We start from the raw sequence: 24345 nt of genomic DNA on the forward strand, positions 1-24345 counted from the left end.
CGAAACAAACATGACAATGGATAACGCTATTTATGAGCATCATTTTCATACTCATTGCAAATTATCCTGTTGCTCATAGGCATACCGTTAAAAACTGATCTTGTGGAGAGTCATTAATATGTAGTATCTCTGGAGTAAGGATATAAGTTCATATAACAACTATTATTGTATATTATTCTTAAGAAATAGTAATACTCTCTGTGCGTCCCTATAACATCAGAGAATTTATCCTATAGCCTCGGCTATCAGTCATAGGATTTCATAAATGTGCCTCTCCTCTACTGATTTCGAAATAGGAACTTTTGCGATAGAATCATAATGGATAGGCTAACAATGGATAGGAGGTCCATAACAAAAAGGGTCCTAATGACAAATGTCATCAGGACCCTTTTAATATACTAAAACTTAAATATTATAAGAATTTAACAATCTGTTACTCAACCGTTACGCTTTTCGCCAGGTTACGTGGTTTATCCACATCGTGACCCAGTGCCAAGGAAGCGTAGTATGCCAGCAATTGCAACGCAACTACAGACAGAGCCGGGCTCAAGAGTGGCAAAGTCTTAGGAATGGCAAACGCTTGGTCTACGGATTTCAGCAATGGTGCTACGTGCTCTTCGTACGTAATTGCCAGTACATCCGCGCCACGTGCTTTCACTTCCTTAATGTTACTCACTGTTTTCTCAAGTACGTTCTCTTGCGTTGCCAGGGCAATAACAGGTATACCGTCTTCGATCAATGCGAGCGTACCATGTTTCAACTCACCCGCAGCATACGCTTCGGAGTGAATGTAAGAGATCTCTTTCAACTTCAAAGATCCTTCTTGAGCTACTGCATAGTCAAGACCACGACCGATGAAGAAGAGATGTTCATGTTTGGAGATTTGCTCTGCATATCCTTTGATTGCTTCTGCTTGCTCCAACATGGATTCCACTTGTTCAGGTAATGCTTGCATAGCTGCCAGCGTGTGTTCAATCTCTTCTGCTGATTGAGTACCACGAACTTGTGCAAGGTACAGACCAAGCAAGTTGAACGCGATCAACTGCGAAGTATACGCTTTGGTAGAAGCTACTGCAATTTCAGGACCTGCCAATGTTGCGATAACATCATCTGCATCACGTGCAATGGAGCTGCCCACTACGTTTGTGATTGCCAGTACATGTGCACCATTGGATTGTGCTTCACGCAATGCAGCAAGCGTATCGGCAGTTTCACCGGATTGGCTTACTACGATTACGAGTGTATCTTTGTGCACGATTGGGGAACGGTAACGGTACTCGGAAGCCACATCTGTTTCAACCGGAATACGCACCAATTGCTCAATCACTGTACGTCCAACCAGACCTGCATGGTACGCTGTACCACATGCAATGATTTGAACGTTACGGATATTTTTAATTTGTTCTTCAGTCATTTTCAACTCAGGAAGTTGAACTTTTTTACCTTCATTATCGATGCGACCCAGCATTGTATCACGATATGCTTTTGGTTGCTCATGAATTTCTTTCAGCATGAAGTGCTCGAATCCGCCTTTTTCTGCGGTTACAGCATCCCAATCGACACGAATCATTTCCCGAGAAATAAAGTTGCCTTCAATCGTCATCAATTCGACAGCATCATGTGTCAATACAGCCATTTCACCATCATTCAGAATGTACACGTTACGTGTATGTTCCAGAATTGCCGGAATGTCGGAACCAATGAAGTTCTCGCCTTCACCAATACCAATAATCAATGGGCTTGCTTGACGCACAGCTACGAGTTTCTCAGGCTCATGCTCTGTCAATACACCCAGTGCGAATGCACCACGCAACAACGTGATTACTTTTTGCACTGTTTTAACGATATCACCGTTGTATTCACGTGCGATCAGGTGAGAGATAACCTCAGTATCTGTCTCGGAAGTGAACGTGTGACCTTGAGCCATCAATTCATCCTTCAGATCAAGGTAGTTCTCAATAATACCGTTATGCACAACAGAGAACTTCTGGCTTCCATCCGTGTGTGGATGAGAGTTCTCATCCGATGGTTTACCATGAGTTGCCCAACGTGTGTGTCCGATTCCGGCATTACCTACCAGTGGTGCACCATCCAGCTTGGCTTCAAGATTCGCAAGACGACCCAGAGCTTTCGTGATTTGCAGACCATCCGGTGTGAATACTGCGATACCTGCAGAATCATAACCACGATACTCGAGTTTCTTCAAACCTTCTACCAATACCGATTGAGTGTTCTTATTACCAATATATCCAACAATACCGCACATAATTTATTTCCTCCGTTTGTATATGAATACTGTGTCACGAAGAGAAACAGGCAGAGGCGGCATATCGGAAAAATGAGTGATTGCCTAACGTTTCATGAATACTTGTTACCTATTCAATTATCAATGATCAGAGCGACCTCGTGTCGCCCCGCAGTCATCATAAGCTGTTATGAATGCAATCATGAATGTACATCATTTTCCCGTCCGCGTACTGTTTACGCTCTTCACGCACATTCATTTGAATTTTAGTTTAACTCATGCACCTGCACCGGCGCGTTGTGTGGACAGTCACCCATCCATTTTCCGCAATCCGGTTTACGGCTCTGGTGCTTCACCGGGAGGTCCCCGCCGAACAATCCGAACACCTCCACCTCGTCAGCTTGGTTGCCGTTGATGTTAATCAGCTTTCCTTCAACCTCGAAGAAATCCTGATCAACATCTTTCCGCGCAACTCCAAGCTCTGGCGCTTGTGTAACTGTAACCTTACGTTCCTCACTTTCTGTGTCTGAATGACGACTCCACTCATTATATGCACGTCAGGTCTATTTTGCAATGGAGCAAAGTACCTGTGACAATTTCAGCATATTTACCCACAATCCCGACCCGATAAACGGACCTATGGTCTCATCAGGCCGGGACGCAGGAATATTCATCTTTAGAGGAAATTCAAAAAGTCCGCTTTTGATTACGAATCATGCCTATTGGCATAATCAGCATCGAATATGAAATTCAGCCGAAATGTCCGTTGCTCACGTAGTTTCCCTACGCTCCGCTACTCCATTTCTATATTCATTCCATCTTCTCGGTACTGAAAACCAGACTTTTTGAACACGCACTATATGTCTTAAATCCTGTTATATCATACCCTTTATACACAACAATTCCCTTTAGAAAACCGTATGCACAAGGGATTTCTTTCAGTCCTATACCAGTTCTTTTTGCACTACATCTGCGATTTGGGACACAAATTGTTCAAGTTCGTCTTTGTCTGGTCCTTCCGCCATAACACGGATCAGGGATTCAGTACCTGAAGCACGAACGAGTACCCGTCCATTATCGCCGAGTTGTTGTTCTACTGTAGCAATAGCTTGCTCAATCGCTGAATTTCCCTCGTATTTGCTCTTATCTTCAACACGCACATTCACCAATACTTGTGGGTACTGAGTCATCAGCGCTTTAAGTTCACTCAGTTTTTTACCGGAAGCTTTAAGCGTATCCACGAGTTGAATCGCAGTCAGCATACCGTCACCAGTTGTATTGTAATCCAGGAAAATAACATGGCCAGACTGCTCTCCGCCCAGGTTGTAACCGCCGCGACGCATTTCCTCCATCACATAACGGTCACCTACAGCCGTTTTAGCTGTTTTCAGTGCAAGTTTCTCCGTTGCTTTGTAGAACCCGATGTTACTCATAACGGTCGATACAACTGTACTATCTTTCAGTTTTCCCGCACGATTCATCGCATCACCACAGATACACAGAATGAAATCTCCATCCACCTCAGCGCCTGTCTCATCAATAGCAATCAGACGATCCGCATCCCCGTCAAAAGCAAGACCCAGATCTGCTCCATGTTTGAGCACTTCTTGTTTCAGGTTCTCTGGATGAGTTGATCCACATTGCTCATTGATATTCAGGCCGTTAGGCTCAGCGCCAATGGCAATGACTTCTGCACCAAGTTCACTGAACAACTTCGGTGCCAGCTCATAAGCTGCCCCGTTTGCACAGTCCAAAACAATTTTAAGACCAGAGAACGACTCATTTACTGTTGTTTTCAGGAAATCGAGGTAACGATAACGGGATTCTTCATCCGTCGTTACGGTACCCAGGCCGCCACCAACTGGCCGTGGCAATTGATCTGTCTCCGCATCCATCAGTTCTTCAATCCGGTTCTCTGTTTCATCAGACAGCTTGAAACCATCTCCGCCAAAGAACTTGATTCCGTTATCCTCAACCGGATTGTGAGAAGCCGAGATCATCACGCCCGCGTCAGCTTTCAACAAACGTGAAATATAAGCCACTCCCGGAGTGGATACAACGCCCAGACGAATCACATCAGCGCCAATGGACAACAGACCTGCAACCAGTGCGGATTCCAACATCAATCCCGAGATACGAGTATCCATGCCGATAACCACTTTTGGTCTTTCCACACCACCTGCAAGCACGTAACCACCACAACGTCCAATGCTGTAAGCCAGTTCTGCCGTTAACTCTTTATTGGCAACCCCTCTTACTCCGTCTGTACCAAAATATTTCCCCATGATTTAACTCCTTCTATTCGCATCATATACGAGCACTATTATTATTTTTTAAGAATTTTAAAATTAGATCGTTTACGGATTTGAGCCACTTTTACTGCCAGTACCGCTGTTATTGTTATTTAAATTTCCACGATTGGTGGTACTCCCCTGTTGGCCCTGATCCTGATTATCCGTATTCGATTCCGTTTCTTCTTCATCAGGAGCAGTCTCTGTTTCCCCATTTTCGACTTCGGCTGGTGTAGGGTCAGGTGCTACCGTTCCCTCGTCCGTCGGTTCTTCGCCAGGAGTGGTCGTTGTGTCTTCAGCTTTTTCGCTAATTTTGACCGTCGCACTCAATGCAGTGGATGATTCATCCAGCTTGGCAAAACGGGGCAGATCGGCTTCAAGCTTGATCTCATGCGTTCCGACCGCAAGGCCAGCAAGATCCCCGGTCAACGTGAGATCATCACTACTCAGTCCCTCAAGCATGCTTGCTGAGCCTGTAAGTGTGAGGTTCAGACCGCCACTTCGAGGCGTAACCAGCGTACCTTCCAGTCCATTCCCCGCACCTGTAAGCGTAATGGGGACGTTCGGAAAGACTTTGGTCGTCTCCTCTGCCTCGTCAAATGGTGATATGGTTACCTTAATCTGAATCGAACTAGGCTCGATTTTCTCAAAACCGGAAGGCGGCGTCAAGTCCACGTTAACTGTCGACGTACCCGACTGATCAAACTGCGTCAGATCAAGGGTTACTTGGTCGTAGGACTGTATACCCCCAAGCGCATCCTCTGATCCATAAACCGAGACTTCTTTCACGCTTGGCTCTACCGTGGAGAGTACCAGGCCTTCCGGAAGCTGTCCCGAATATTTGATTCTTAAGGGTACAGATGTATAGGGCTGATTGACCGGAACTCGGACTTCAACCGTTTGAGGCGTTATAATCGCATTTTCAAGGACCTTGCCTTCAGCATCGTATGCCTGAAGCTTCACTTTTTTCTGTATAACATCTTCCTTGGCATCTTTCACGCTCACACTGCCCTGGACCTTCGCTACAGCCTCAAGCTGCCCTTCGGGCAGAGTTACCTTAACCGGAGCTGAAGGTTCAATTACGGGCGTTCCAGCACTGTATCCGGCGTATGTTTCCCCTTCGGGTACAATATTCACATTGAAGGATTTGGTGCCCAATTTTTCTACATTCACCGTAACCATGGAAGGTTCCATGCTGACCACTTCTACCCCTGAAGGCAGATCAGGTACCAGCGGCAGTGTATTGGACCCATCTTTCACCTGACTCAGATCGACCAGTACCTTGTAATCATCATTGGTAAAAATCGATGTTAGCATTGAGCGCTGTCCTTTGATCTCCAGCCGGACCTCATCCGTACTTAATGAAGTAAGCACATAGCTGTTGCTGTCTAATCCATAAGGTTGAACAGGCACCGTACGTTCCACAACCTTGTTGGTTGTGCCTGTCGTAATCGTAGGAGTGGTCGGTACTTCATCCAGATGAATCATGAACCAGAGCAGCAGGCTCACCGCAAGCGCAAGTATTTTGGCAAAGTTATTATTGTTAAACCACTTATCCATTGTTACGTCCTCCCTTCCGTTTCCAGAAGGTTGTCCAGCCATTCTTTTTCAGATTGGATGTAGGGCGCAACTCCTCATACAGTTTGGCAATCAGTGATTCTTCCTTAATATCACGAACGACCTGTCCATTCATTGCCAGTGATACTTGTCCTGTCTCCTCGGAGACAACCAAACAAATCGCATCTGCAACTTCGGTAATCCCGATTGCTGCACGGTGGCGTGTTCCTAATTCCTTACTGATAAACGGATTTTCTGATAATGGCAAATAACAGGCTGCCGCCGAAATCTGTTTTCCCTGTATAATGACGGCTCCATCATGGAGCGGTGTATTTGGAATGAAAATGTTAATCATCAGCTCCGAACTGACCAGAGAGTGCATCTTAATGCCCGATTCCGTGTAATCGTTCAGACCCGTTTCACGTTCAAATACGACCAATGCGCCAATTTTACGCCGTGACAAATAATTAACAGACTTAATAATCTCACCAATTAACACCGTTAATTCTTCATCACTCGCTGCCGCTGAACGTCCAAACAGCTTACCGCGTCCCAATTGCTCCAGACCACGGCGCAGTTCCGGCTGAAAGATAATGAACACCGCAACGACACCAAACGTGAACATCTGGTTCATCAACCACTTGAGCGTATACAGGTTTAGCCACGTACTTAATGCCCAGATCAGCACAAGGAACAGAATGCCCTTTAGGAGCTGAACCGCACGCGTACCTCGCACAAGCAAAATCAGTTTGTACATAATATAGGTAACGATCAATATATCGATAACGTCCTTAATGGACTCTGTCCACGTTAAGTCAGCAAAATAATTCATAAGCCAGCCCCCGCTATCCCCATTGATGAGTAAACCCTGATCTCATATTAACCCATTAGGATTTTAAATAATCCTTTATCTCCGCATTTTTGCATCTTGGATTCCTGCAAAATGCTTATCTATATGTAGTAGTATGTTCTCTTTAGTATCTAGGTTATAACGTTAACGTTCAGGTTGCAAGTTACGGCAGTCTCAAACTGCACATAAACATCACATTTACCATGAATTACAAAGTTTGCGTATAAAAAAAGAGTACCCCATGCAATCTGGAGGTACCCTGCTTGGTATATACCATTGAAGATTTTACCCTGTTCTAGCGATAAGCCACTTCATTTACCATATTGGTTATTTTGTACCAGAACCAGTCCAGCGCCTGATCAATACTTTTCACCTGACCTGAAATATGCGCCGTTGAAGCCTGAAACAGTTGTCCGTCGATAACCGTCAGATTGCCGTTCACATCACCATATACTTGTGCGGTTCCATTTTCTATCGTAAGATCGCCAGCAATTGACTTACCTTCAGGAACAATAACCGTGTTACCCTGAATCACGATCTGGTCCAGATTATTTCCCTTAACGACCATTTCGTTGTTCTGATTCCAGAAATTCAAGGCGCTAAAGAGCATCACGACCAAAAAGAAGGCTGCCGCCGTCAGCGCGGGATGTCCTTTGACCCATTTGAGCCATGCTTGCTGTCTCTTGGGCTGGGGCAGAGCATTCATAATTCGATTGGTCAGCTCATCAGAGGCAGACGGTGAATAGTGTTTCATGGCAAAGAGTAGCATTTCCGTCTGTTCCAACTCTTTAAAGCGCATGCGACAATCCGGACAGATCACAAGGTGACTTTTCAGTTCCACCTTCTGGGCCGGGGACAACGACTCATCCAAACATTCATGCATTAAAGAGACGGCCGAGTTGCAATCCATATGAGAGCCAATCCTTTCTTAAATCACTTAGTCCATGAGCCATTAAAAAGCACGCATAAGACTTGCATACATTACATACGCATCCGTTTCGGATATGTTTCAATTAATTTCGCCCATATTTAAAGGCGTTTAACATTTATAACTTATACTCCAATTTTTTACGTAGAAAATCACGGCCCCGATGAACGCGTGTCTTAATCGTTGTTACGGGCATACCTGTCACATCACTGATTTCCTGTAGCGACAAGTCCTGTAAATATCTCAGAATCATAACGGACTTATACTTGGCTGGCAAACTGTCAATGGCTTCACGAATGAGTGTCTGCGTTTCTGACAGGAGTGCTTCACTCTCCGGTGTACGATCATCACTCGGGAGCATCGCGTAACCATCAGATCCTTCCTGATCATTCAGTTCAGCATCCAAAGAGTATGAAGGTTTCTTTCTACGCAGTCGGTCAATACACAGATTGGTCGCGATCCGGTAGATCCAGGTTGAGAACTTCTGGTTCGGATCGTACTTCTCCATGTTACGAAACACACGTAAAAACGTCTCCTGCACAACGTCTTCAGCTTCATGACGATTGTTCAGCATCCGGTATGCCAAATGAAATAGCTTGTCCTTATATAGTTCAACGATTTCTGCGAAGGCTCTCTGGTCGCCCTTGAGCACCAGTTTAACAAGCCTGTTCTCCAAATTGTCCACCCTTATTCCCCCAGACATGCTGATGGGTCTTCCGTCTTCTGATACCCGTCCACACTTGTAATTCACCAATCAAATCGTAAATCAACTTTGGTCAAAAATCAAGACTGTATGACAAATATCCGCCAAAAACAGTAAAAACGGGAACTCCCGCAGGAGTCCCGTTTCATCTCTCACTCCGTAGAGCAGAGAATGGAGCTTTTTAGTTAACAAAGTAATGAGTACTTTGTTACATATGAATCAAAATCATTCATATGCATCAGTTTAATAATCAACCTGTATTACGCAACCCTGCAGCAATGCCGTTGATAGTCAACAACACTTCTCTAAGTAGCTCCGTATCGTCCTCACCACGTTCACGCATATCTCTGAGCTCGCTCAGAAGTTGAACCTGCATGTAGGATAACGGATCCACATAAGGGTTACGAAGACGAATCGATTCTTGAATAACCGGTACATCATCCAGAATCTCAGCTTCTCCGGTAATTTTCAGAATCAGCTCTTTTGTGAGCTTGAATTCGGCTTCGATCTGACCGTAGATGCGATCACGGGCTTCCTTGTTCGAAGTCATTGCTGAATATTCTTTGGCAATCACGAGGTCTGCTTTGGCTACAGCCATCTGAACCGTATCAATCAGCGTGCGGAAGAATGGGAAGCTTGCATACATTTCTTTCAGGACAACCAGATTTTCCTCTTTATCCTGATAGTAACTTTGCAGCCCTGTTCCTGCCGCATACCATGCCGGAAGCAGATAACGACTTTGCGTCCATGCAAATACCCAAGGAATTGCTCTCAGATCTTCGAACTTGTCGCTACCCTTCCGCTTGGACGGACGTGAACCAATATTCAGTTCACCCACCTCTGGAAGCGGTGTGGATTCCTTGAAGAATGTAAAGAAGTCTGGATCACGGAAAATCAAATCCTGATATTTCGTCAGAGATACTTCCGAAATCTCTTTGATGATGCTATCCCAATGACGCTCAGATTCTGATTCTTGCGGCTCAAGACCATTCAGTGCTGCTGTAATCAAAGCAGATGTTGCCTGCTCCAGACTACGGTACGCAATCCCCTGAAGGGAGTAACGGGAAGAAATAACCTCTCCCTGCTCTGTAATCTTGATGCCTCCACCAATGGTATGTGGTGGTTGAGCAAGAATACTGCGGTTGAGTGGCATGCCACCACGTCCCAGAGCCCCGCCACGTCCATGGAAGAACTTCAGCTTAACGCCGTGTTCATTACCTACAGCCGTGATCGCATTCATTGCTACGCGCAGTTCCCAGTTGGCTGTAACCACTCCGCCATCCTTGTTACTGTCTGAATAACCAAGCATGATTTCATGCAGTTCGTTCCGTCCTCTTACGCTTGCGCGGTATACAGGAAGATGGAACAGCTTCTCCATAATGTCCGAAGCCGCATGTAGATCATCAATCGTTTCAAACAGCGGTACCGCTTGAAGTGTAGATACAACCTCACCGTTGTGACCTTTGGTGAATAAGCCCACTTCCTTCGCGAATACCATAACCTCCAGCAAATCACTTGCGCCCTGCGTCATACTGATCAGGTAACTTGTGATACAGCCGGTCCCGAATTCGTTCTGGGCACGCTTAATGGTACGGAAGACATCCAGACACTCTTTGGTTCCCTCCGTGTATTGGTGGTAAGGAGAAGTAAGTGGACGCGGATCATCGAGCAAACGAGCAAGCAGATCGATTTTACCGTCCTCTGTCAGACGTGCATAATCTTCTACAATGTTCATTTTCGCCAAAATTTCTGACATCGCATTTTCATGTTCCTTACTGTGCTGACGCACATCCAATGCCGCGGTATGGAAACCAAACAACTCGACTTGACGAATCATTTTGCGGATAGTCGTATCCGCTACGTAATCGGCAAAATGATGGCGCAGACTTCGATCAATGATCATCAGATCATCAATCAAATCCTGAGCGCTATCATAACGGTCAGGCTGACCTAATTTGTTCTCATCCAGTACATTGTTCAGCTTGGCAATCATATAGGCCAATTTGATGCGGTATGGCTCTTTTTCATTCCGCCAGATATCCACTTTTTTCAATGTAACATAATTGCGGTCCTGCTCAATCGACTGCACCAGCTCATCCGATACATGGATGATGTTCGTGCTGAAGCTGAGATGGCCCATAAGTTCAATCATAATCCGTTGGTACTCACGCAAAGCTAGCTTGCGTTGCATCAACAGTGTCTGCCATGTTACATCTGAAGTTACCGAAGGATTTCCATCCCGGTCTCCACCGATCCAGGAACCGAACCGCAAATACGTCGGCACATGCCAGTCATGGTCAGGATAAAATTTGTTCAGGCAGCGTTCCAGCTCCTGATATACATCCGGAAGTACGTGGAACAACGTTTCATGAAAGTAATACATCCCGTTCCGCACTTCATCGAGTACAGTCGGTTTGCGGTCGCGAAGTTCATCCGTCTGCCAGAGGGTAATAACCTCATTCAACAGTTTCTCTCGCAACTGTTCACGTTCACGCAACGTCAGCGTAGGATTATCGAGTAGCATGACATCTTCGGATATCCGTTTGTGGATGTCCAGAATAACCCGGCGCATGGCTTCGGTTGGGTGAGCTGTCATAACGAGTTCCAGCGACAGATCGTCAAGAATCTCTTCCACCTCTGTATGAGACAATCCACGTTCCTTCAGATCCTGTACTGCTTTCTCAATCGATCCTGGCTGCACAGCGTCCCCTGCAGAACGTTCATAATCCCGTTTACGCCGGATCCGATGGTTTTGTTCAGCAATATTAACTAATTGAAAATAAATAGCGAAAGCCCGAATAACCTGATGACGATTGTCCGAGTCTAATTCCTGGATCATCGTTTTGAACTCTGCATAGAGTTCTGGCAAAAATTCTGCACGTAACGATTTGCTCGTTTCCCGAATCTTCTCAACGATATCTAGAAGCTCCGTGCCGCCTTGATGGACAAGAACTTCCCCGAGTATATTGCCCAGGAACCGCACGTCTCGCCGAAGCAGGTTGTTGGATTGGCTTTTGCTGGCGGTTACCATAGTTTCAGTCATGCTTATCCTCCCATCTGATCGTTCCATTCGTACACGTAAATTTGACACCTTCATAACATCATACAATAAAATGGTACGAAAATCTTTATTTTTCTACTAGAAAAAATGGGGATTATCCCCGATTTACAGCACAAAAACACGCTTTTTTATTCATTTTCTTGTTCTGCTTCAATTAATGGTCATATGCTGTCGCATGATACCTTTTTCACGTACTTTAAATAACTCAAATGTCTCATACCTATTCTAAAAAATTCATAATTATACAGTTCTTTTAGATATGATCCCATGTACCTGATTGTAAGGTTAAACCGCATAATTTCATTGTTTGAGAACAGATGATATACAAAGAAACATGACCGGCAAAGCAAGCTTTTGTATACTTTACCACAGTGACGCAATAAATTAAAGATGTAATTATAAATTTTCTTTCTACTACAGTTTGCTTATAGGGCGAGTTTCTTATGTACTTTGTTAATCCACTATAGTCAAAGGGATATCTTAACAGACCATTTCTACATATTGTCCTTGTCTTTTTGGGCAGATTAATTTATAGCTCTAACCAAAAAGGAGGAACTCAAATGATGAAAAAAGGTACGACAATTATTGCTTCCGTGCTTCTGGTAGCGGCGATAGCTGGTCCTGCTACTGCTGCTGATGGTCATACGGCCAAAGGAACAGATACAACCGGCTCACGTGTCCAGTCTTATCAAAACACTAACTACCTTGATCGTACAAACACCAACATGAACATGGATGGAAACTACCGCAACAATGGTGACTATCGTACCAACAGTGTTCGTGCTAATGCCACGACAACCAACCGTGATAACGGTATGGATTGGGGCTGGCTCGGTTTGCTGGGACTGCTTGGTTTAGCTGGGATGCGTAGAAGAGTTAATGATCATAACGAACGTTAAATTGCGGTCACGTTTACGTAACAATGGCTACTGTGTCTTAGAAGCGTCTCATTCACAGAGGTAAACAGAAGAGCCAAGACCTCCCTATTTGGATTGCAAAGGGGTCTTGGCTCTTTTTAAGTAAACCTGTACTGTACTCTACATAAAAATATCTGTTACTCTGTGTAAAAATAAAAAAGCCTCTGCATCTGCAAAGGCTTCTTCATTATGTAAGCGGGTGATGGGAATCGAACCCACGCTATTAGCTTGGAAGGCTAAAGTTCTACCATTGAACTACACCCGCATAAGCATAAAATCGGGATGACACGATTTGAACATGCGACCCCCTGGTCCCAAACCAGGTGCTCTACCAAGCTGAGCTACATCCCGATACTAAAAAAAAATAATGGCGCGCCCTGAGAGATTCGAACTCCCGGCCTTTTGATTCGTAGTCAAACGCTCTATCCAGCTGAGCTAAGGGCGCAAAATATTGGAGCGGAAGACGGGAATCGAACCCGCGACCCTCGCCTTGGCAAGGCGATGCTCTACCGCTGAGCCACTTCCGCAAATAAGGGATGCGCGTGGAGGGACTTGAACCCCCACGTCAAAGACGCTAGATCCTAAGTCTAGTGCGTCTGCCAATTCCGCCACACGCGCATATAATGGTGAGTCATGAAGGGCTCGAACCTTCGACACCCTGATTAAAAGTCAGGTGCTCTACCAACTGAGCTAATGACTCATAATAAAATGGCTGGGGATATAGGATTTGAACCTATGCATGACGGAGTCAAAGTCCGTTGCCTTACCGCTTGGCTAATCCCCATTAAAATTAGATGGTGGAGGCTGAGGGGATCGAACCCCCGACCCTCTGCTTGTAAGGCAGATGCTCTCCCAGCTGAGCTAAGCCTCCATCTATATGACCCGTAGGGGATTCGAACCCCTGTTACCTCCGTGAAAGGGAGGTGTCTTAACCCCTTGACCAACGGGCCCCATTTTCAAAGCTCTCAACCGGGATCGAACCGGTGACCTCATCCTTACCATGGATGCACTCTACCTACTGAGCTATGAGAGCAAATGGCTCCCCGAACAGGGCTCGAACCTGTGACAACTCGATTAACAGTCGAGTGCTCTACCAACTGAGCTATCAGGGAATAATATGCATTTGCAGTGCAAATGCAATTCATCGTACAACGTCCACATGCAGAGCCTGTTTTCTATGTATGATGAAAGAGTTCGCTTGGCGGCGTCCTACTCTCCCAGGACCCTGCGGTCCAAGTACCATCGGCGCTAGAGGGCTTAACGGTCGTGTTCGGGATGGGTACGTGTGGAACCCCTCCGCCATCGCCACCAAACGCGGTGCTTACATTTCAGAGTTGTTGTTCTCTGAAAACTAGATTCGAAACGAAACTTACGCGATCAGAACTTGCATATTTGGATAAGCCCTCGACCGATTAGTACTGGTCAGCTCCATGCATTGCTGCACTTCCACCCCCAGCCTATCTACCTCGTCGTCTTCAAGGGGTCTTACATACTGGGAAATCTCATCTTGAGGGGGGCTTCACGCTTAGATGCTTTCAGCGTTTATCCCGTCCGTACATAGCTACCCAGCGGTGCTCCTGGCGGAACAACTGGTACACCAGCGGTACGTCCATCCCGGTCCTCTCGTACTAAGGACAGCTCCTCTCAAATTTCCTACGCCCACGACAGATAGGGACCGAACTGTCTCACGACGTTCTGAACCCAGCTCGCGTACCGCTTTAATGGGCGAACAGCCCAACCCTTGGGACCTACTTCAGCCCCAGGATGCGATGAGCCGACATCGAGGTGCCAAACCTCCCCGTCGATGTGGACTCTTGGGGGAGATAAGCCTGTTATCCCCAGGGTAGCTTTTATCCGTTGAGCGATGGCCCTTCCATGCGGTACCACCGGATCACTAAGCCCGACTTTCGTCCCTGCTCGACTTGTAGGTCTCGCAGTCAAGCTCCCTTATGCCTTTGCACTCTTCGAATGATTTCCAACCATTCTGAGGGAACCTTTGGGCGCCTCCGTTACTCTTTAGGAGGCGACCGCCCCAGTCAAACTGCCCACCTGACACTGTCCCCGCACCGGATTACGGTACCAGGTTAGAACCTAGATACGATCAGGGTGGTATCCCAACGTTGCCTCCACGCAAGCTGGCGCTCACGTTTCAAAGGCTCCCACCTATCCTGTACAGATCGTACCCAAATTCAATATCAAGCTGCAGTAAAGCTCCATGGGGTCTTTCCGTCTTGTCGCGGGTAACCTGCATCTTCACAGGTATTAAAATTTCACCGGATCTCTCGTTGAGACAGCGCCCAAGTCGTTACGCCATTCGTGCGGGTCAGAATTTACCTGACAAGGAATTTCGCTACCTTAGGACCGTTATAGTTACGGCCGCCGTTTACTGGGGCTTCGGTTCACAGCTTCGGATTGCTCCTAACCACTCCCCTTAACCTTCCAGCACCGGGCAGGCGTCAGCCCGTATACTTCGCCTTACGGCTTCGCACAGACCTGTGTTTTTGCTAAACAGTCGCTTGGGCCTTTTCACTGCGGCCCCCTCGTGCTATTCACACTACCGGGGCACCCCTTCTCCCGAAGTTACGGGGTCATTTTGCCGAGTTCCTTAACGAGAGTTCTTCCGCGCGCCTTAGAATACTCTTCTCGCCTACCTGTGTCGGTTTGCGGTACGGGCACCATCACCTGGCTAGAGGCTTTTCTTGGCAGTGTGAGATCATGACCTTCGCTACTGTAATTTTCACTCCCCATCACAGCTCAGCCTTACAATGTGCGGATTTGCCTACACATCAGCCTTACTGCTTAGACGGACATCCATCAGTCCGCGTCACTACCCTACTGCGTCCCCCCATTGCTCATAACGGCTTACGGTGGTACAGGAATTTCGACCTGTTGTCCTTCGACTACGCCTTTCGGCCTCGCCTTAGGTCCCGACTTACCCTGAGCGGACGAGCCTTCCTCAGGAACCCTTAGGCTTTCGGCGGATCAGATTCTCACTGATCTTTTCGTTACTCATACCGGCATTCTCACTTGTATAATGTCCAGCGCTCCTTACGGTACACCTTCAACCCTTATACAACGCTCCCCTACCCCTGATGCAAAGCATCAAGCCATAGCTTCGGTGGTGTGTTTAGCCCCGTTACATTTTCGGCGCAGAGTCACTCGACCAGTGAGCTATTACGCACTCTTTCAATGGTGGCTGCTTCTAAGCCAACATCCTGGTTGTCTGTGCAACTCCACATCCTTTCCCACTTAACACACACTTGGGGACCTTAGCTGATGGTCTGGGCTGTTTCCCTTTTGACAATGGATCTTAGCACTCACTGTCTGACTCCCGGAAGTAAGTCTATGGCATTCGGAGTTTGACTGAGCTTGGTAACCCTTGCGGGCCCCGCACCCAATCAGTGCTCTACCTCCACGACTCTGTTTTCCGAGGCTAGCCCTAAAGCTATTTCGGGGAGAACCAGCTATCTCCGAGTTCGATTGGAATTTCTCCGCTACCCCCACCTCATCCCCGCATTTTTCAACATGCGTGGGTTCGGGCCTCCAGTGCGTGTTACCGCACCTTCACCCTGGACAGGGGTAGATCACCCGGTTTCGGGTCTACGTCCACGTACTAAGTCGCCCTATTCAGACTCGCTTTCGCTGCGGCTCCGGCTCTTCACCTTAACCTTGCACGGGAACGTAACTCGCCGGTTCATTCTACAAAAGGCACGCCATCACCCCTAAAACGGGCTCTGACTTTTTGTAAGCACACGGTTTCAGGTTCTATTTCACTCCCCTTCCGGGGTGCTTTTCACCTTTCCCTCACGGTACTGCTTCACTATCGGTCGCTAGGAAGTATTTAGCCTTGGCAGATGGTCCTGCCGGATTCATACGGGGTTTCACGTGCCCCGCACTACTCGGGATCCGTCTCGGAGGGAACAGACTTTCAATTACAGGGCTTTTACCTTCTTTGGCGGGCCTTTCCAGACCTCTTCGCTTAATCGGTTCCTTTGTAACTCCATGTGAGACGTCCCACAACCCCAAAGAGCAAGCTCTCTGGTTTGGGCTTCTCCGCGTTCGCTCGCCGCTACTGACGGAATCACTATTGTTTTCTCTTCCTCAGGGTACTTAGATGTTTCAGTTCCCCTGGTATGCCTCTACACAACCTATGTATTCAGTTATGAGTAACTGGAAATTACCCCAGCTGGGTTTCCCCATTCGGACACCCCCGGATCAAAGCTTGCTTACAGCTCCCCGAGGCAGTTTCGTTGTTCGCCACGTCCTTCATCGGCTCCTAGCGCCTAGGCATCCTCCGTGTGCTCTTAGTAGCTTAACCATATTGCTCCGGTTTTGACTGCTCGCTTCCCTTGTTTTGCTTGCGCAAATCCAAAAGTCGCTCCCATTCAATACCATCGCAAAAGCAATTAACTACCGTTTTTATTAAAACTTGTTTAACACAAGTTCAGCTAAAAAGGAATGTTCTAATTCGCGTTTGTTTCGTTTCGATATCTAGTTTTCAAAGAACAAGCTTGTAAAACATTTTTGGTGGAGCCAAGCGGGATCGAACCGCTGACCTCCTGCTTGCAAGGCAGGCGCTCTCCCAGCTGAGCTATGGCCCCATATAAAGTTTTAAAGGTATAGATGGTGGGCCCTGGTGGACTCGAACCACCGGCCTCACCCTTATCAGAGGTGCGCTCTAACCAACTGAGCTAAGGGCCCACATTTTATATACTATTTGAACCCAAAATGGGTTACGCTTGGCGGCATTCTACTCTCCCAGGACCCTGCGGTCCAAGTACCATTGACGCTGAAGGGCTTAACGGTCGTGTTCGGGATGGGAACGTGTGGAACCCCTTCGCTATCGCCACCAAACGTTTGAGAGTTTGAGCTCTCAAAACTGAGCAACGAGTGAGTAGTTTGTGCTCTTCATTTCATCCACACCGAAGTGATGGACCAAAATGAATCGCTGTTGCAGGTTCTTAGAACCTGCTTATTTGAATGTTTCCATTGCAGGAAACGATTCTCCATAGAAAGGAGGTGATCCAGCCGCACCTTCCGATACGGCTACCTTGTTACGACTTCACCCCAATCATCTATCCCACCTTCGGCGGCTGGCTCCTTGCGGTTACCCCACCGACTTCGGGTGTTATAAACTCTCGTGGTGTGACGGGCGGTGTGTACAAGACCCGGGAACGTATTCACCGCGGCATGCTGATCCGCGATTACTAGCAATTCCGACTTCATGCAGGCGAGTTGCAGCCTGCAATCCGAACTGAGACCGGCTTTGTTGGGATTGGCTCCATCTCGCGATTTCGCAGCCCGTTGTACCGGCCATTGTAGTACGTGTGTAGCCCAGGTCATAAGGGGCATGATGATTTGACGTCATCCCCACCTTCCTCCGGTTTGTCACCGGCAGTCTATCTAGAGTGCCCACCCGAAGTGCTGGCAACTAAATATAAGGGTTGCGCTCGTTGCGGGACTTAACCCAACATCTCACGACACGAGCTGACGACAACCATGCACCACCTGTCTAGCATGTCCCGAAGGAAAGGACTATCTCTAGCCCGGTCATGCTGATGTCAAGACCTGGTAAGGTTCTTCGCGTTGCTTCGAATTAAACCACATACTCCACTGCTTGTGCGGGTCCCCGTCAATTCCTTTGAGTTTCAGTCTTGCGACCGTACTCCCCAGGCGGAGTGCTTAATGTGTTAACTTCGGCACCAAGGGTATCGAAACCCCTAACACCTAGCACTCATCGTTTACGGCGTGGACTACCAGGGTATCTAATCCTGTTTGCTCCCCACGCTTTCGCGCCTCAGCGTCAGTTACAGCCCAGAGAGTCGCCTTCGCCACTGGTGTTCCTCCACATATCTACGCATTTCACCGCTACACGTGGAATTCCACTCTCCTCTTCTGCACTCAAGTCACCCAGTTTCCAGTGCGATCCGGGGTTGAGCCCCGGGATTAAACACCAGACTTAAATGACCGCCTGCGCGCGCTTTACGCCCAATAATTCCGGACAACGCTTGCCCCCTACGTATTACCGCGGCTGCTGGCACGTAGTTAGCCGGGGCTTTCTTCTCAGGTACCGTCACCTTGAGAGCAGTTACTCTCCCAAGCGTTCTTCCCTGGCAACAGAGCTTTACGATCCGAAAACCTTCATCACTCACGCGGCATTGCTCCGTCAGGCTTTCGCCCATTGCGGAAGATTCCCTACTGCTGCCTCCCGTAGGAGTCTGGGCCGTGTCTCAGTCCCAGTGTGGCCGATCACCCTCTCAGGTCGGCTACGCATCGTCGCCTTGGTGAGCCGTTACCTCACCAACTAGCTAATGCGCCGCAGGCCCATCCCCAAGTGACAGATTGCTCCGTCTTTCCAGTTCTCTTCAGGCGAAGAAAAAAATTATTCGGTATTAGCTACCGTTTCCGGTAGTTGTCCCAAACTTGAGGGCAGGTTGCCTACGTGTTACTCACCCGTCCGCCGCTAACCATCAGAGAAGCAAGCTTCTCTTCAAGTCCGCTCGACTTGCATGTATTAGGCATGCCGCCAGCGTTCGTCCTGAGCCAGGATCAAACTCTCCAATAAAGTATTGAAAAGAGCGATAAGCTCATTTTGAATCTGACGAGATTAAAAATCTCATTTGTGCTCCAGCCGATTCAAGCCAAGGCTTGTTTCAAACTTTCGCGTTCATCCTGCAAGCAGAATGTTTACTCACTCGTTGTTCAGTTTTCAAAGATCAAACATTCAATTTGTTGCTAACTTTCATGTTGTCGTCGTTTCAGCGGCGACTTTTATAATATATCATGTTGAAGTTCTCTTTGCAAGCATTTTTTTCGATTATTTTTCAATCGTTTTATTTACATGCTTGTTTCGGTGAACCGCTCCTAAAAAAGGAACGAAAATTAATTTACCATATGAAATTAGAAAGGTCAACCCTTTTTCGACAAAAAGTATGAACCCCTACGTAATTTCAACATTGTCATGGTTCAGAGGTACAGCACCCGATATTAAGAGCCGCACCTCGCATCCACTACTGTACACCTAATATATGACCAGCTTTAGCATTACGGCTTCGACTTTTTCAGCTTCCCACCTCTTGCATACTTGGACAACTCTTTTGGCGGGGCAAAGCGTGCATACATGCGGAACACAGTCTTATATCGGCTCGCGATAGCATATTTAATCTCTTGGTCAAGACGATTATCACTTAGATCGAACAGCATTTCATCTAATTCTTTACGCAGCACATAGTCTAGTTCCTTGCATTCCTTCTCGTTAAACAACATACCCAGCATTAGAGTTCTCCTTTTTGTGCATAGCCTCTTTATCACACTTACACAAGTTTCATGCAGCACCCCGTGCATTCGCTTTTTATGGGTGCTGCTGGAACCCGTTTTATTGTTATGGTCAACTTTCTGAAAATTTATGAATGCCAACCATCACAAAATTTTATCCTCTCACCAGAGCATACGTAAGTGTGCTTTCAATGATCGCTGCTACAAGAAGCAAGATGACAACCCAGAAAGATGCCGTTAAGGTCCTATTCATAAATGCTTTCCACCGCGTCCCAATCGTATTTCGTTTGTCACTGCCAACGTGTACAAGGCTTTTGATAACTAGTCCACCAAACTTCAGTCCGAATGCGCAAGCAATAATAATCACCGGAATCTCAATAATGCCATGCGGAAGTAAGCCTTTAACCACAATGTCATAGAAGCTTGCTCCATAATTCATCGTGGTGTGCACTACAAATCCAAGGACCATCCCATTGATCAGCAGGAAGATGACAGGCAAGATTCCGAAGAATATACCGGCATAGATGACAAGTACACTTTTGATGGCATTATTGAAAAAGATAAACAGGAAGAAGTTCCATTGCACATTGCCTCCCTGCTCCAGTCGTTCACTGACCTCGCGTAATCCTCCAATTTGGTCTAACAACAGTTTCTCCAATGGACCTGTACTCACCCATCCTGCCCCTATTCCTACGGCAAACAAAACCACGGACCAAATCAATGCACCACGGATGGAACCAAGATCTCTAAGAAATGTACTGAATTTTAACATAATAACCTCCTGTAGAATCTAAAATGATGGACAAACAAGGTTCAGTGACGAATAACTGGGCAGTACGAGCATACATTGGAGAGTAAACAAGCATTTCTTATGGGAGAGGGGCGCTTATTGAAATGAACTCGTTCTATGTATTTAGCGGCAAAAAGATTAAACGTTACCTGATTGTCCTGGTTGCTGCCGTCTTTGCGATCGGTATTATCTATCTGGAGAGAGGTAATGTCTCCGTATTCTCGGAGGAAGCACCATCAGCCGTGTACAGCGTTCCAACCGAGAAGAAAGTGATTGCACTAACCTTTGACATTAGCTGGGGTGATAAACGGACAGAGCCGATTTTGAAAGTTCTTCAGGAGAATAAAGTGCAGAAGGCAACCTTTTTCCTTTCCTCCCCCTGGAGCAAGACACACCCCGAAATTGTTACAGCAATCAAAGATGCAGGATATGAAATTGGTAGCCATGGACATAGACATGAGAATTACAGCAGCCTGACCGAGGAAGAAATTCGCAAAGAAATTTCGACAGCTCATAGCATTTTAACCGATTTAACGGGAAAAGAACCGAAATTATTGCGTCTGCCCAACGGGGACTTTGACAAGCGTGTGCTTCAGGTAGCCAATAGTCTGAACTATCAGGTTGTACAGTGGGATACTGATTCCCTGGATTGGAAAAACCCTGGTGTACAGACTATTGTTGATCGCGTGGTTAGTAAAGCACATCCGGGTGACATCGTGTTACTGCATGCAAGCGATTCCTCCAAACAAACGCATGAAGCACTCCCTGTCATTATCGACAAGTTGAAAAATCAGGGCTATGAATTCGTTACCGTCTCGGAATTGCTAAACCATTCCAGTGTCGAGGGGAAAGAAGTTCGAGACCAAGCTAGTAATCAGTAAGTGGTTGCTTTCTGGAGCGACAGCCTAAACACGAGGTTAAACGTTGAAAAGAGCTAACCTGGTTAGCTCTTTTTGGTCTGTTTTTTATGCAAAATGCATTCTATGCGCGGCTTTCTTTCAAGTGTTCTGCCTTTCCACTTACACTCTGGTTCGTAGATACACCCACCAGCCTGTGCAATATCAGCATTTGGTATGCATTACATAAGAGCAAAGGAACCACAATAAATATGGTTGCAGCGTTCACATCAATACGTAATACACCGATCGTCTCCACTATGGTGACGGCAATCATGAAAAAGAGTGTAGGTACGAGCGCGGAGATATGAGTCAGTTTTACTTTAACGTAAGCGGTAACAATTGCTGCTGCCAAAATAATGATACCTAGCACGATATCCGATATGCGTTCCCGGTCTCCCCCAACAAACAGGCGCAAAAACATCACGTCAAGCAGGGCTAACACTGTAAGTACAATCTGCACAATCTGCCAACCGCGCTTTGAAAAAACACCTTTACCCATATAATTCAATATCAGATATGCAAAGAAACCCATTTGTGAATACACGCTGATCATAACCCCTGATCCAAAGAGTATCAGAAGATACAGAAGAAAATCATTCAATCCATTTGTTTTCTCTCCGTTCACCAGCATCATAATCAATCCTGTGCCTAGTGCTCCCGCGGCCCCAATAAGCAAGGCTGTCCAAAACAGGAAAAACCATTTACGTAAATTCAAATGTTTTCCACCCCCGAGTGTTTATTTTACCAACCTTCACAGCAAAAAACCATCATTGCTCAACATATTTCCCCCTTTCCCATCACATACTACATCCAGTATCTAATCAAGGAGGGATTGTACACATGAAACGGCCTTTGTGGCAGCTATGCTGTGTCGTACTGGGGCTATCCGTCATGCTTGCCGGCTGCGGTTCAGATCAGAGTTCTTCGCCTCCTCAGGGCAGTTATAAAGAGATGAAAACGATGGTTGTCGATATTTTGAAAAGTGATGAAGGCAAGAAAGCCGTGGAGGAAGCTCTTACTGGTCAAAGCTCATCCAGCGGTGAAGGCGGCGGTTCAGAAGAAGGTGGCGGCGGATCGGGTGGTGGTTCGGGAACCATTGGTATGAAAATGTTAATGCCTGTGCAATCTTCGGAACAAATACGTATTGCAGTAAAAGATACCATTACAGCTCCCGAATACCAGAAGGAATTCGAGAAGATCATGACAGATCCACAGTTTGCCGGGGAATTTGCCAAAGTGATCAACGCGCAAAGCAAACAACTCCATATGCAGTTGATCAAAGATCCCACATATCAAAAGTCTGTTGGAGACATCATGAAGTCACCTGAGGTATCCAAGATGTTCATGGATATGACCAAAACTCCGGATTATCGTAAACAGACGATGACTGTTATGCAGGAAGTGATGCAGAACCCGTTATTCCGCATGGAAGTACTCACTTTGCTCAAGAAGGTTGTGCAGGAGGAATTACAACCCAAAGTAGAAAGTGGCGGAGAAGAGGGAAAAGAACAAGGCGGACAACAAGAAGGTCAGGGAGGTAGCGATGGCGGAGATGGTGGAAGCAGTGGAGATTCTGGTGAAGGCGGAGGTTCATAAACAGTAGGTGTTGATACACCATAGCATCTGAAAAGCCTGCATCCAAATGGACGCAGGCTTTAGTTGTATTTATACACTCATGCCATTAGAATTTCGATTCAATGGATCGGGCAACTTCATCGTAGATGGATCCGATACGGGAATCTGCTTTATACACAGAAGGTGAGAAATCTGGCTCGGAAGGATGATTATCCGGAGTGCCTAATGGAATTTGGGCAAGTAAGCTCGTATGCAGACTCTCCGCAAGCCTTCCCCCACCTCCACGACCAAAGACATAATCCTTCTCTCCGCAACTGCCACACTCGTAGTAAGCCATATTCTCAACCACACCAAGTAACTCATGATCGGTCTGAATGGCCATCGCACCTGCACGTGCTGCGACAAAAGCTGCTGTTGCATGCGGCGTGGTAACGATGATTTCCTTGCTCTGTGGCAACATCTGATGCACATCCAGAGCAACATCTCCCGTACCTGGTGGCAAGTCGAGTAACATATAATCCAACTCACCCCACTGAACATCCGTAAAGAATTGACGCAGCATCCGACCGAGCATGGGTCCACGCCAAATTACCGGGTTGTTCTCCCGAATAAAGAAGCCCATCGACATGACTTTGACGCCGAAACGCTCAACCGGTTGAATAACGCCATCTTCCACGACCGGATATTCCTCAATCCCCATCATGTCGGGTACACTGAAGCCGTAGATATCGGCATCAATTAATCCCACTTTCTTTCCTTGTCGTGCCAAGGCTGCAGCCAGATTAACGGTCACCGTTGATTTTCCAACGCCACCTTTACCACTGGCCACTGCGATAAAACGAACACCCGATTCAGGACTTAACAGCTCGTGTCCATCCAGACCCGCTGCATGACCTTTCACAAGCACTTCGTCCGGATCCGGCTCATCATCAGGTTGTCCCATATTCAGGCTCTCACGATCATGCTCAGAAGCTGCACGCACGCGAATATGTACATCCTTCATTCCGTGCTGGGACAACAGATTACGCGCTGCATCGCTCAAGGCTGTTGTATCCTCAGGCCGATTCTCCAGTGTCACCATGGTCAGAGCCACATGATTTTCTTTCACCATAATATCACGAACCCATTCCAGTTCGGTCAGACTTACTCCCAACTGCGGTTCTTGTAATGGCTGTAATAGTTCAAGTATCTGTTCTTTTGATAACATCAGACAGCACCTCAGCTTTATCTATTGGCATGTAATTAGGTATGCTG

At 46.8% G+C, this 24345-nt stretch carries 14 protein-coding genes, 13 tRNA genes and 4 rRNA genes; 3 read left to right on the forward strand and 28 right to left on the reverse strand.

The features are described from left to right. Positions 1 to 433 precede the first annotated feature (433 nt). From glmS to ppc, 7 genes are all read right to left on the reverse strand, one after another. Positions 434 to 2266 (reverse strand): glutamine--fructose-6-phosphate transaminase (isomerizing), encoded by a 1833-nt coding sequence (glmS, locus tag MKX75_RS25460; RefSeq protein WP_339167352.1) that lies wholly within the window; start codon positions 2264 to 2266, stop codon positions 434 to 436. 923 nt (positions 2267 to 3189) lie between these two features. Then, on the reverse strand, positions 3190 to 4530 hold the full coding sequence (gene glmM, locus MKX75_RS25465; RefSeq protein WP_062836345.1) for a phosphoglucosamine mutase: 1341 nt from the start codon (positions 4528 to 4530) through the stop codon (positions 3190 to 3192). A 72-nt stretch (positions 4531 to 4602) separates the two neighbouring features. Next, on the reverse strand, positions 4603 to 6096 hold the full coding sequence (locus MKX75_RS25470) for a CdaR family protein (RefSeq protein ID WP_339167353.1): 1494 nt from the start codon (positions 6094 to 6096) through the stop codon (positions 4603 to 4605). Further along, positions 6089 to 6925, reverse strand: coding sequence for a diadenylate cyclase CdaA (gene cdaA / locus MKX75_RS25475; RefSeq protein ID WP_017692119.1), 837 nt, complete (start codon positions 6923 to 6925; stop codon positions 6089 to 6091). The genes MKX75_RS25470 and cdaA overlap by 8 nt, the downstream gene beginning before the upstream one ends. 313 nt (positions 6926 to 7238) lie before the next feature. Further along, on the reverse strand, positions 7239 to 7853 hold the full coding sequence (locus MKX75_RS25480) for a zf-HC2 domain-containing protein (protein ID WP_036614042.1): 615 nt from the start codon (positions 7851 to 7853) through the stop codon (positions 7239 to 7241). A 136-nt stretch (positions 7854 to 7989) separates the two neighbouring features. Next, positions 7990 to 8556, reverse strand: coding sequence for an RNA polymerase sigma factor SigW (sigW, locus tag MKX75_RS25485; protein WP_017692117.1), 567 nt, complete (start codon positions 8554 to 8556; stop codon positions 7990 to 7992). A gap of 268 nt (positions 8557 to 8824) precedes the next feature. Beyond that, complete coding sequence (gene ppc, locus MKX75_RS25490) at positions 8825 to 11617, reverse strand: phosphoenolpyruvate carboxylase (protein ID WP_339167355.1); 2793 nt, start codon at positions 11615 to 11617, stop codon at positions 8825 to 8827. A 578-nt stretch (positions 11618 to 12195) separates the two neighbouring features. On the opposite strand from ppc, the gene MKX75_RS25495 reads away from it, so the two are divergent. Then, on the forward strand, positions 12196 to 12534 hold the full coding sequence (locus MKX75_RS25495) for a WGxxGxxG family protein (RefSeq protein WP_339167356.1): 339 nt from the start codon (positions 12196 to 12198) through the stop codon (positions 12532 to 12534). 212 nt (positions 12535 to 12746) lie between these two features. Here MKX75_RS25495 and MKX75_RS25500 read toward each other — a convergent pair. From MKX75_RS25500 to MKX75_RS25590, 19 genes are all read right to left on the reverse strand, one after another. Beyond that, positions 12747 to 12817 (reverse strand) — tRNA-Gly (locus MKX75_RS25500). A 12-nt stretch (positions 12818 to 12829) separates the two neighbouring features. Then, positions 12830 to 12903: transfer RNA gene (locus tag MKX75_RS25505), tRNA-Pro, on the reverse strand. A 17-nt stretch (positions 12904 to 12920) separates the two neighbouring features. After that, positions 12921 to 12997, reverse strand: a tRNA-Arg gene (locus MKX75_RS25510). 7 nt (positions 12998 to 13004) lie between these two features. After that, a tRNA-Gly gene (locus tag MKX75_RS25515) sits at positions 13005 to 13079 on the reverse strand. Positions 13080 to 13089: 10 nt separating this feature from the next. After that, positions 13090 to 13170: transfer RNA gene (locus MKX75_RS25520), tRNA-Leu, on the reverse strand. Between the two features lie 6 nt (positions 13171 to 13176). Next, a tRNA-Lys gene (locus MKX75_RS25525) sits at positions 13177 to 13252 on the reverse strand. 9 nt (positions 13253 to 13261) lie between these two features. Beyond that, positions 13262 to 13336, reverse strand: a tRNA-Gln gene (locus MKX75_RS25530). An 11-nt stretch (positions 13337 to 13347) separates the two neighbouring features. After that, positions 13348 to 13423, reverse strand: a tRNA-Val gene (locus tag MKX75_RS25535). 7 nt (positions 13424 to 13430) lie between these two features. After that, a tRNA-Glu gene (locus tag MKX75_RS25540) sits at positions 13431 to 13502 on the reverse strand. A gap of 10 nt (positions 13503 to 13512) precedes the next feature. Continuing rightward, positions 13513 to 13585 (reverse strand) — tRNA-Thr (locus MKX75_RS25545). A 3-nt stretch (positions 13586 to 13588) separates the two neighbouring features. Next, positions 13589 to 13664: transfer RNA gene (locus MKX75_RS25550), tRNA-Asn, on the reverse strand. Between the two features lie 84 nt (positions 13665 to 13748). After that, positions 13749 to 13865 (reverse strand): 5S ribosomal RNA (rrf, locus tag MKX75_RS25555). A gap of 79 nt (positions 13866 to 13944) precedes the next feature. Further along, positions 13945 to 16870 (reverse strand): 23S ribosomal RNA (locus MKX75_RS25560). Positions 16871 to 17077: 207 nt separating this feature from the next. Beyond that, positions 17078 to 17153: transfer RNA gene (locus tag MKX75_RS25565), tRNA-Ala, on the reverse strand. Positions 17154 to 17176: 23 nt separating this feature from the next. Further along, positions 17177 to 17253: transfer RNA gene (locus tag MKX75_RS25570), tRNA-Ile, on the reverse strand. A gap of 36 nt (positions 17254 to 17289) precedes the next feature. Continuing rightward, positions 17290 to 17406, reverse strand: a 5S ribosomal RNA gene (gene rrf / locus MKX75_RS25575). Positions 17407 to 17564: 158 nt separating this feature from the next. After that, positions 17565 to 19117: ribosomal RNA gene (locus MKX75_RS25580) — 16S ribosomal RNA — on the reverse strand. The 16S, 23S and 5S rRNA genes sit together here with 13 tRNA genes alongside, the layout of an rRNA operon. 479 nt (positions 19118 to 19596) lie before the next feature. Further along, positions 19597 to 19827, reverse strand: coding sequence for a hypothetical protein (locus MKX75_RS25585; protein ID WP_017692114.1), 231 nt, complete (start codon positions 19825 to 19827; stop codon positions 19597 to 19599). A gap of 154 nt (positions 19828 to 19981) precedes the next feature. Next, complete coding sequence (locus MKX75_RS25590) at positions 19982 to 20599, reverse strand: stage II sporulation protein M (protein WP_339167357.1); 618 nt, start codon at positions 20597 to 20599, stop codon at positions 19982 to 19984. Positions 20600 to 20721: 122 nt separating this feature from the next. Between MKX75_RS25590 and pdaB the strand changes: the two genes are divergently transcribed. Further along, the gene (pdaB, locus tag MKX75_RS25595; RefSeq protein WP_339167358.1) at positions 20722 to 21498 is read left to right on the forward strand and encodes a polysaccharide deacetylase family sporulation protein PdaB; all 777 of its coding nucleotides are present in this window, start codon (positions 20722 to 20724) and stop codon (positions 21496 to 21498) included. Positions 21499 to 21598: 100 nt separating this feature from the next. Here pdaB and MKX75_RS25600 read toward each other — a convergent pair whose 3' ends face one another. Beyond that, complete coding sequence (locus MKX75_RS25600; RefSeq protein WP_339167359.1) at positions 21599 to 22231, reverse strand: KinB-signaling pathway activation protein; 633 nt, start codon at positions 22229 to 22231, stop codon at positions 21599 to 21601. 125 nt (positions 22232 to 22356) lie between these two features. On the opposite strand from MKX75_RS25600, the gene gerD reads away from it, so the two are divergent. Continuing rightward, positions 22357 to 23112, forward strand: coding sequence for a spore germination lipoprotein GerD (gene gerD, locus MKX75_RS25605; protein WP_339167360.1), 756 nt, complete (start codon positions 22357 to 22359; stop codon positions 23110 to 23112). 85 nt (positions 23113 to 23197) lie between these two features. Here gerD and MKX75_RS25610 read toward each other — a convergent pair whose 3' ends face one another. Beyond that, a complete protein-coding gene (locus tag MKX75_RS25610) occupies positions 23198 to 24298 on the reverse strand; it encodes an Mrp/NBP35 family ATP-binding protein (protein WP_076334118.1) in 1101 nt (366 codons plus the stop codon). Between the last annotated feature and the right edge of the window lie 47 nt (positions 24299 to 24345).

It is taken from the genome of Paenibacillus sp. FSL R5-0341, from assembly GCF_037975235.1.
In the GTDB taxonomy this organism is placed as follows: Bacteria; Bacillota; Bacilli; order Paenibacillales; family Paenibacillaceae; genus Paenibacillus; species Paenibacillus amylolyticus_A.

Bases quoted from the DNA above. Each gene is read 5' to 3' on its own strand.
- cdaA (WP_017692119.1), bottom strand. From the start codon at position 6,925: ATGAATTATTTTGCTGACTTAACGTGGACAGAGTCCATTAAGGACGTT.
- MKX75_RS25480 (WP_036614042.1), bottom strand. From the start codon at position 7,853: ATGGATTGCAACTCGGCCGTCTCTTTAATGCATGAATGTTTGGATGAG.
- MKX75_RS25495 (WP_339167356.1), top strand. From the start codon at position 12,196: ATGATGAAAAAAGGTACGACAATTATTGCTTCCGTGCTTCTGGTAGCG.
- MKX75_RS25610 (WP_076334118.1), bottom strand. From the start codon at position 24,298: ATGTTATCAAAAGAACAGATACTTGAACTATTACAGCCATTACAAGAA.
- MKX75_RS25470 (WP_339167353.1), bottom strand. From the start codon at position 6,096: ATGGATAAGTGGTTTAACAATAATAACTTTGCCAAAATACTTGCGCTT.
- MKX75_RS25590 (WP_339167357.1), bottom strand. From the start codon at position 20,599: ATGTTAAAATTCAGTACATTTCTTAGAGATCTTGGTTCCATCCGTGGT.
- gerD (WP_339167360.1), top strand. From the start codon at position 22,357: ATGAAACGGCCTTTGTGGCAGCTATGCTGTGTCGTACTGGGGCTATCC.
- ppc (WP_339167355.1), bottom strand. From the start codon at position 11,617: ATGACTGAAACTATGGTAACCGCCAGCAAAAGCCAATCCAACAACCTG.
- pdaB (WP_339167358.1), top strand. From the start codon at position 20,722: ATGAACTCGTTCTATGTATTTAGCGGCAAAAAGATTAAACGTTACCTG.
- glmM (WP_062836345.1), bottom strand. From the start codon at position 4,530: ATGGGGAAATATTTTGGTACAGACGGAGTAAGAGGGGTTGCCAATAAA.
- glmS (WP_339167352.1), bottom strand. From the start codon at position 2,266: ATGTGCGGTATTGTTGGATATATTGGTAATAAGAACACTCAATCGGTA.
- MKX75_RS25585 (WP_017692114.1), bottom strand. From the start codon at position 19,827: ATGCTGGGTATGTTGTTTAACGAGAAGGAATGCAAGGAACTAGACTAT.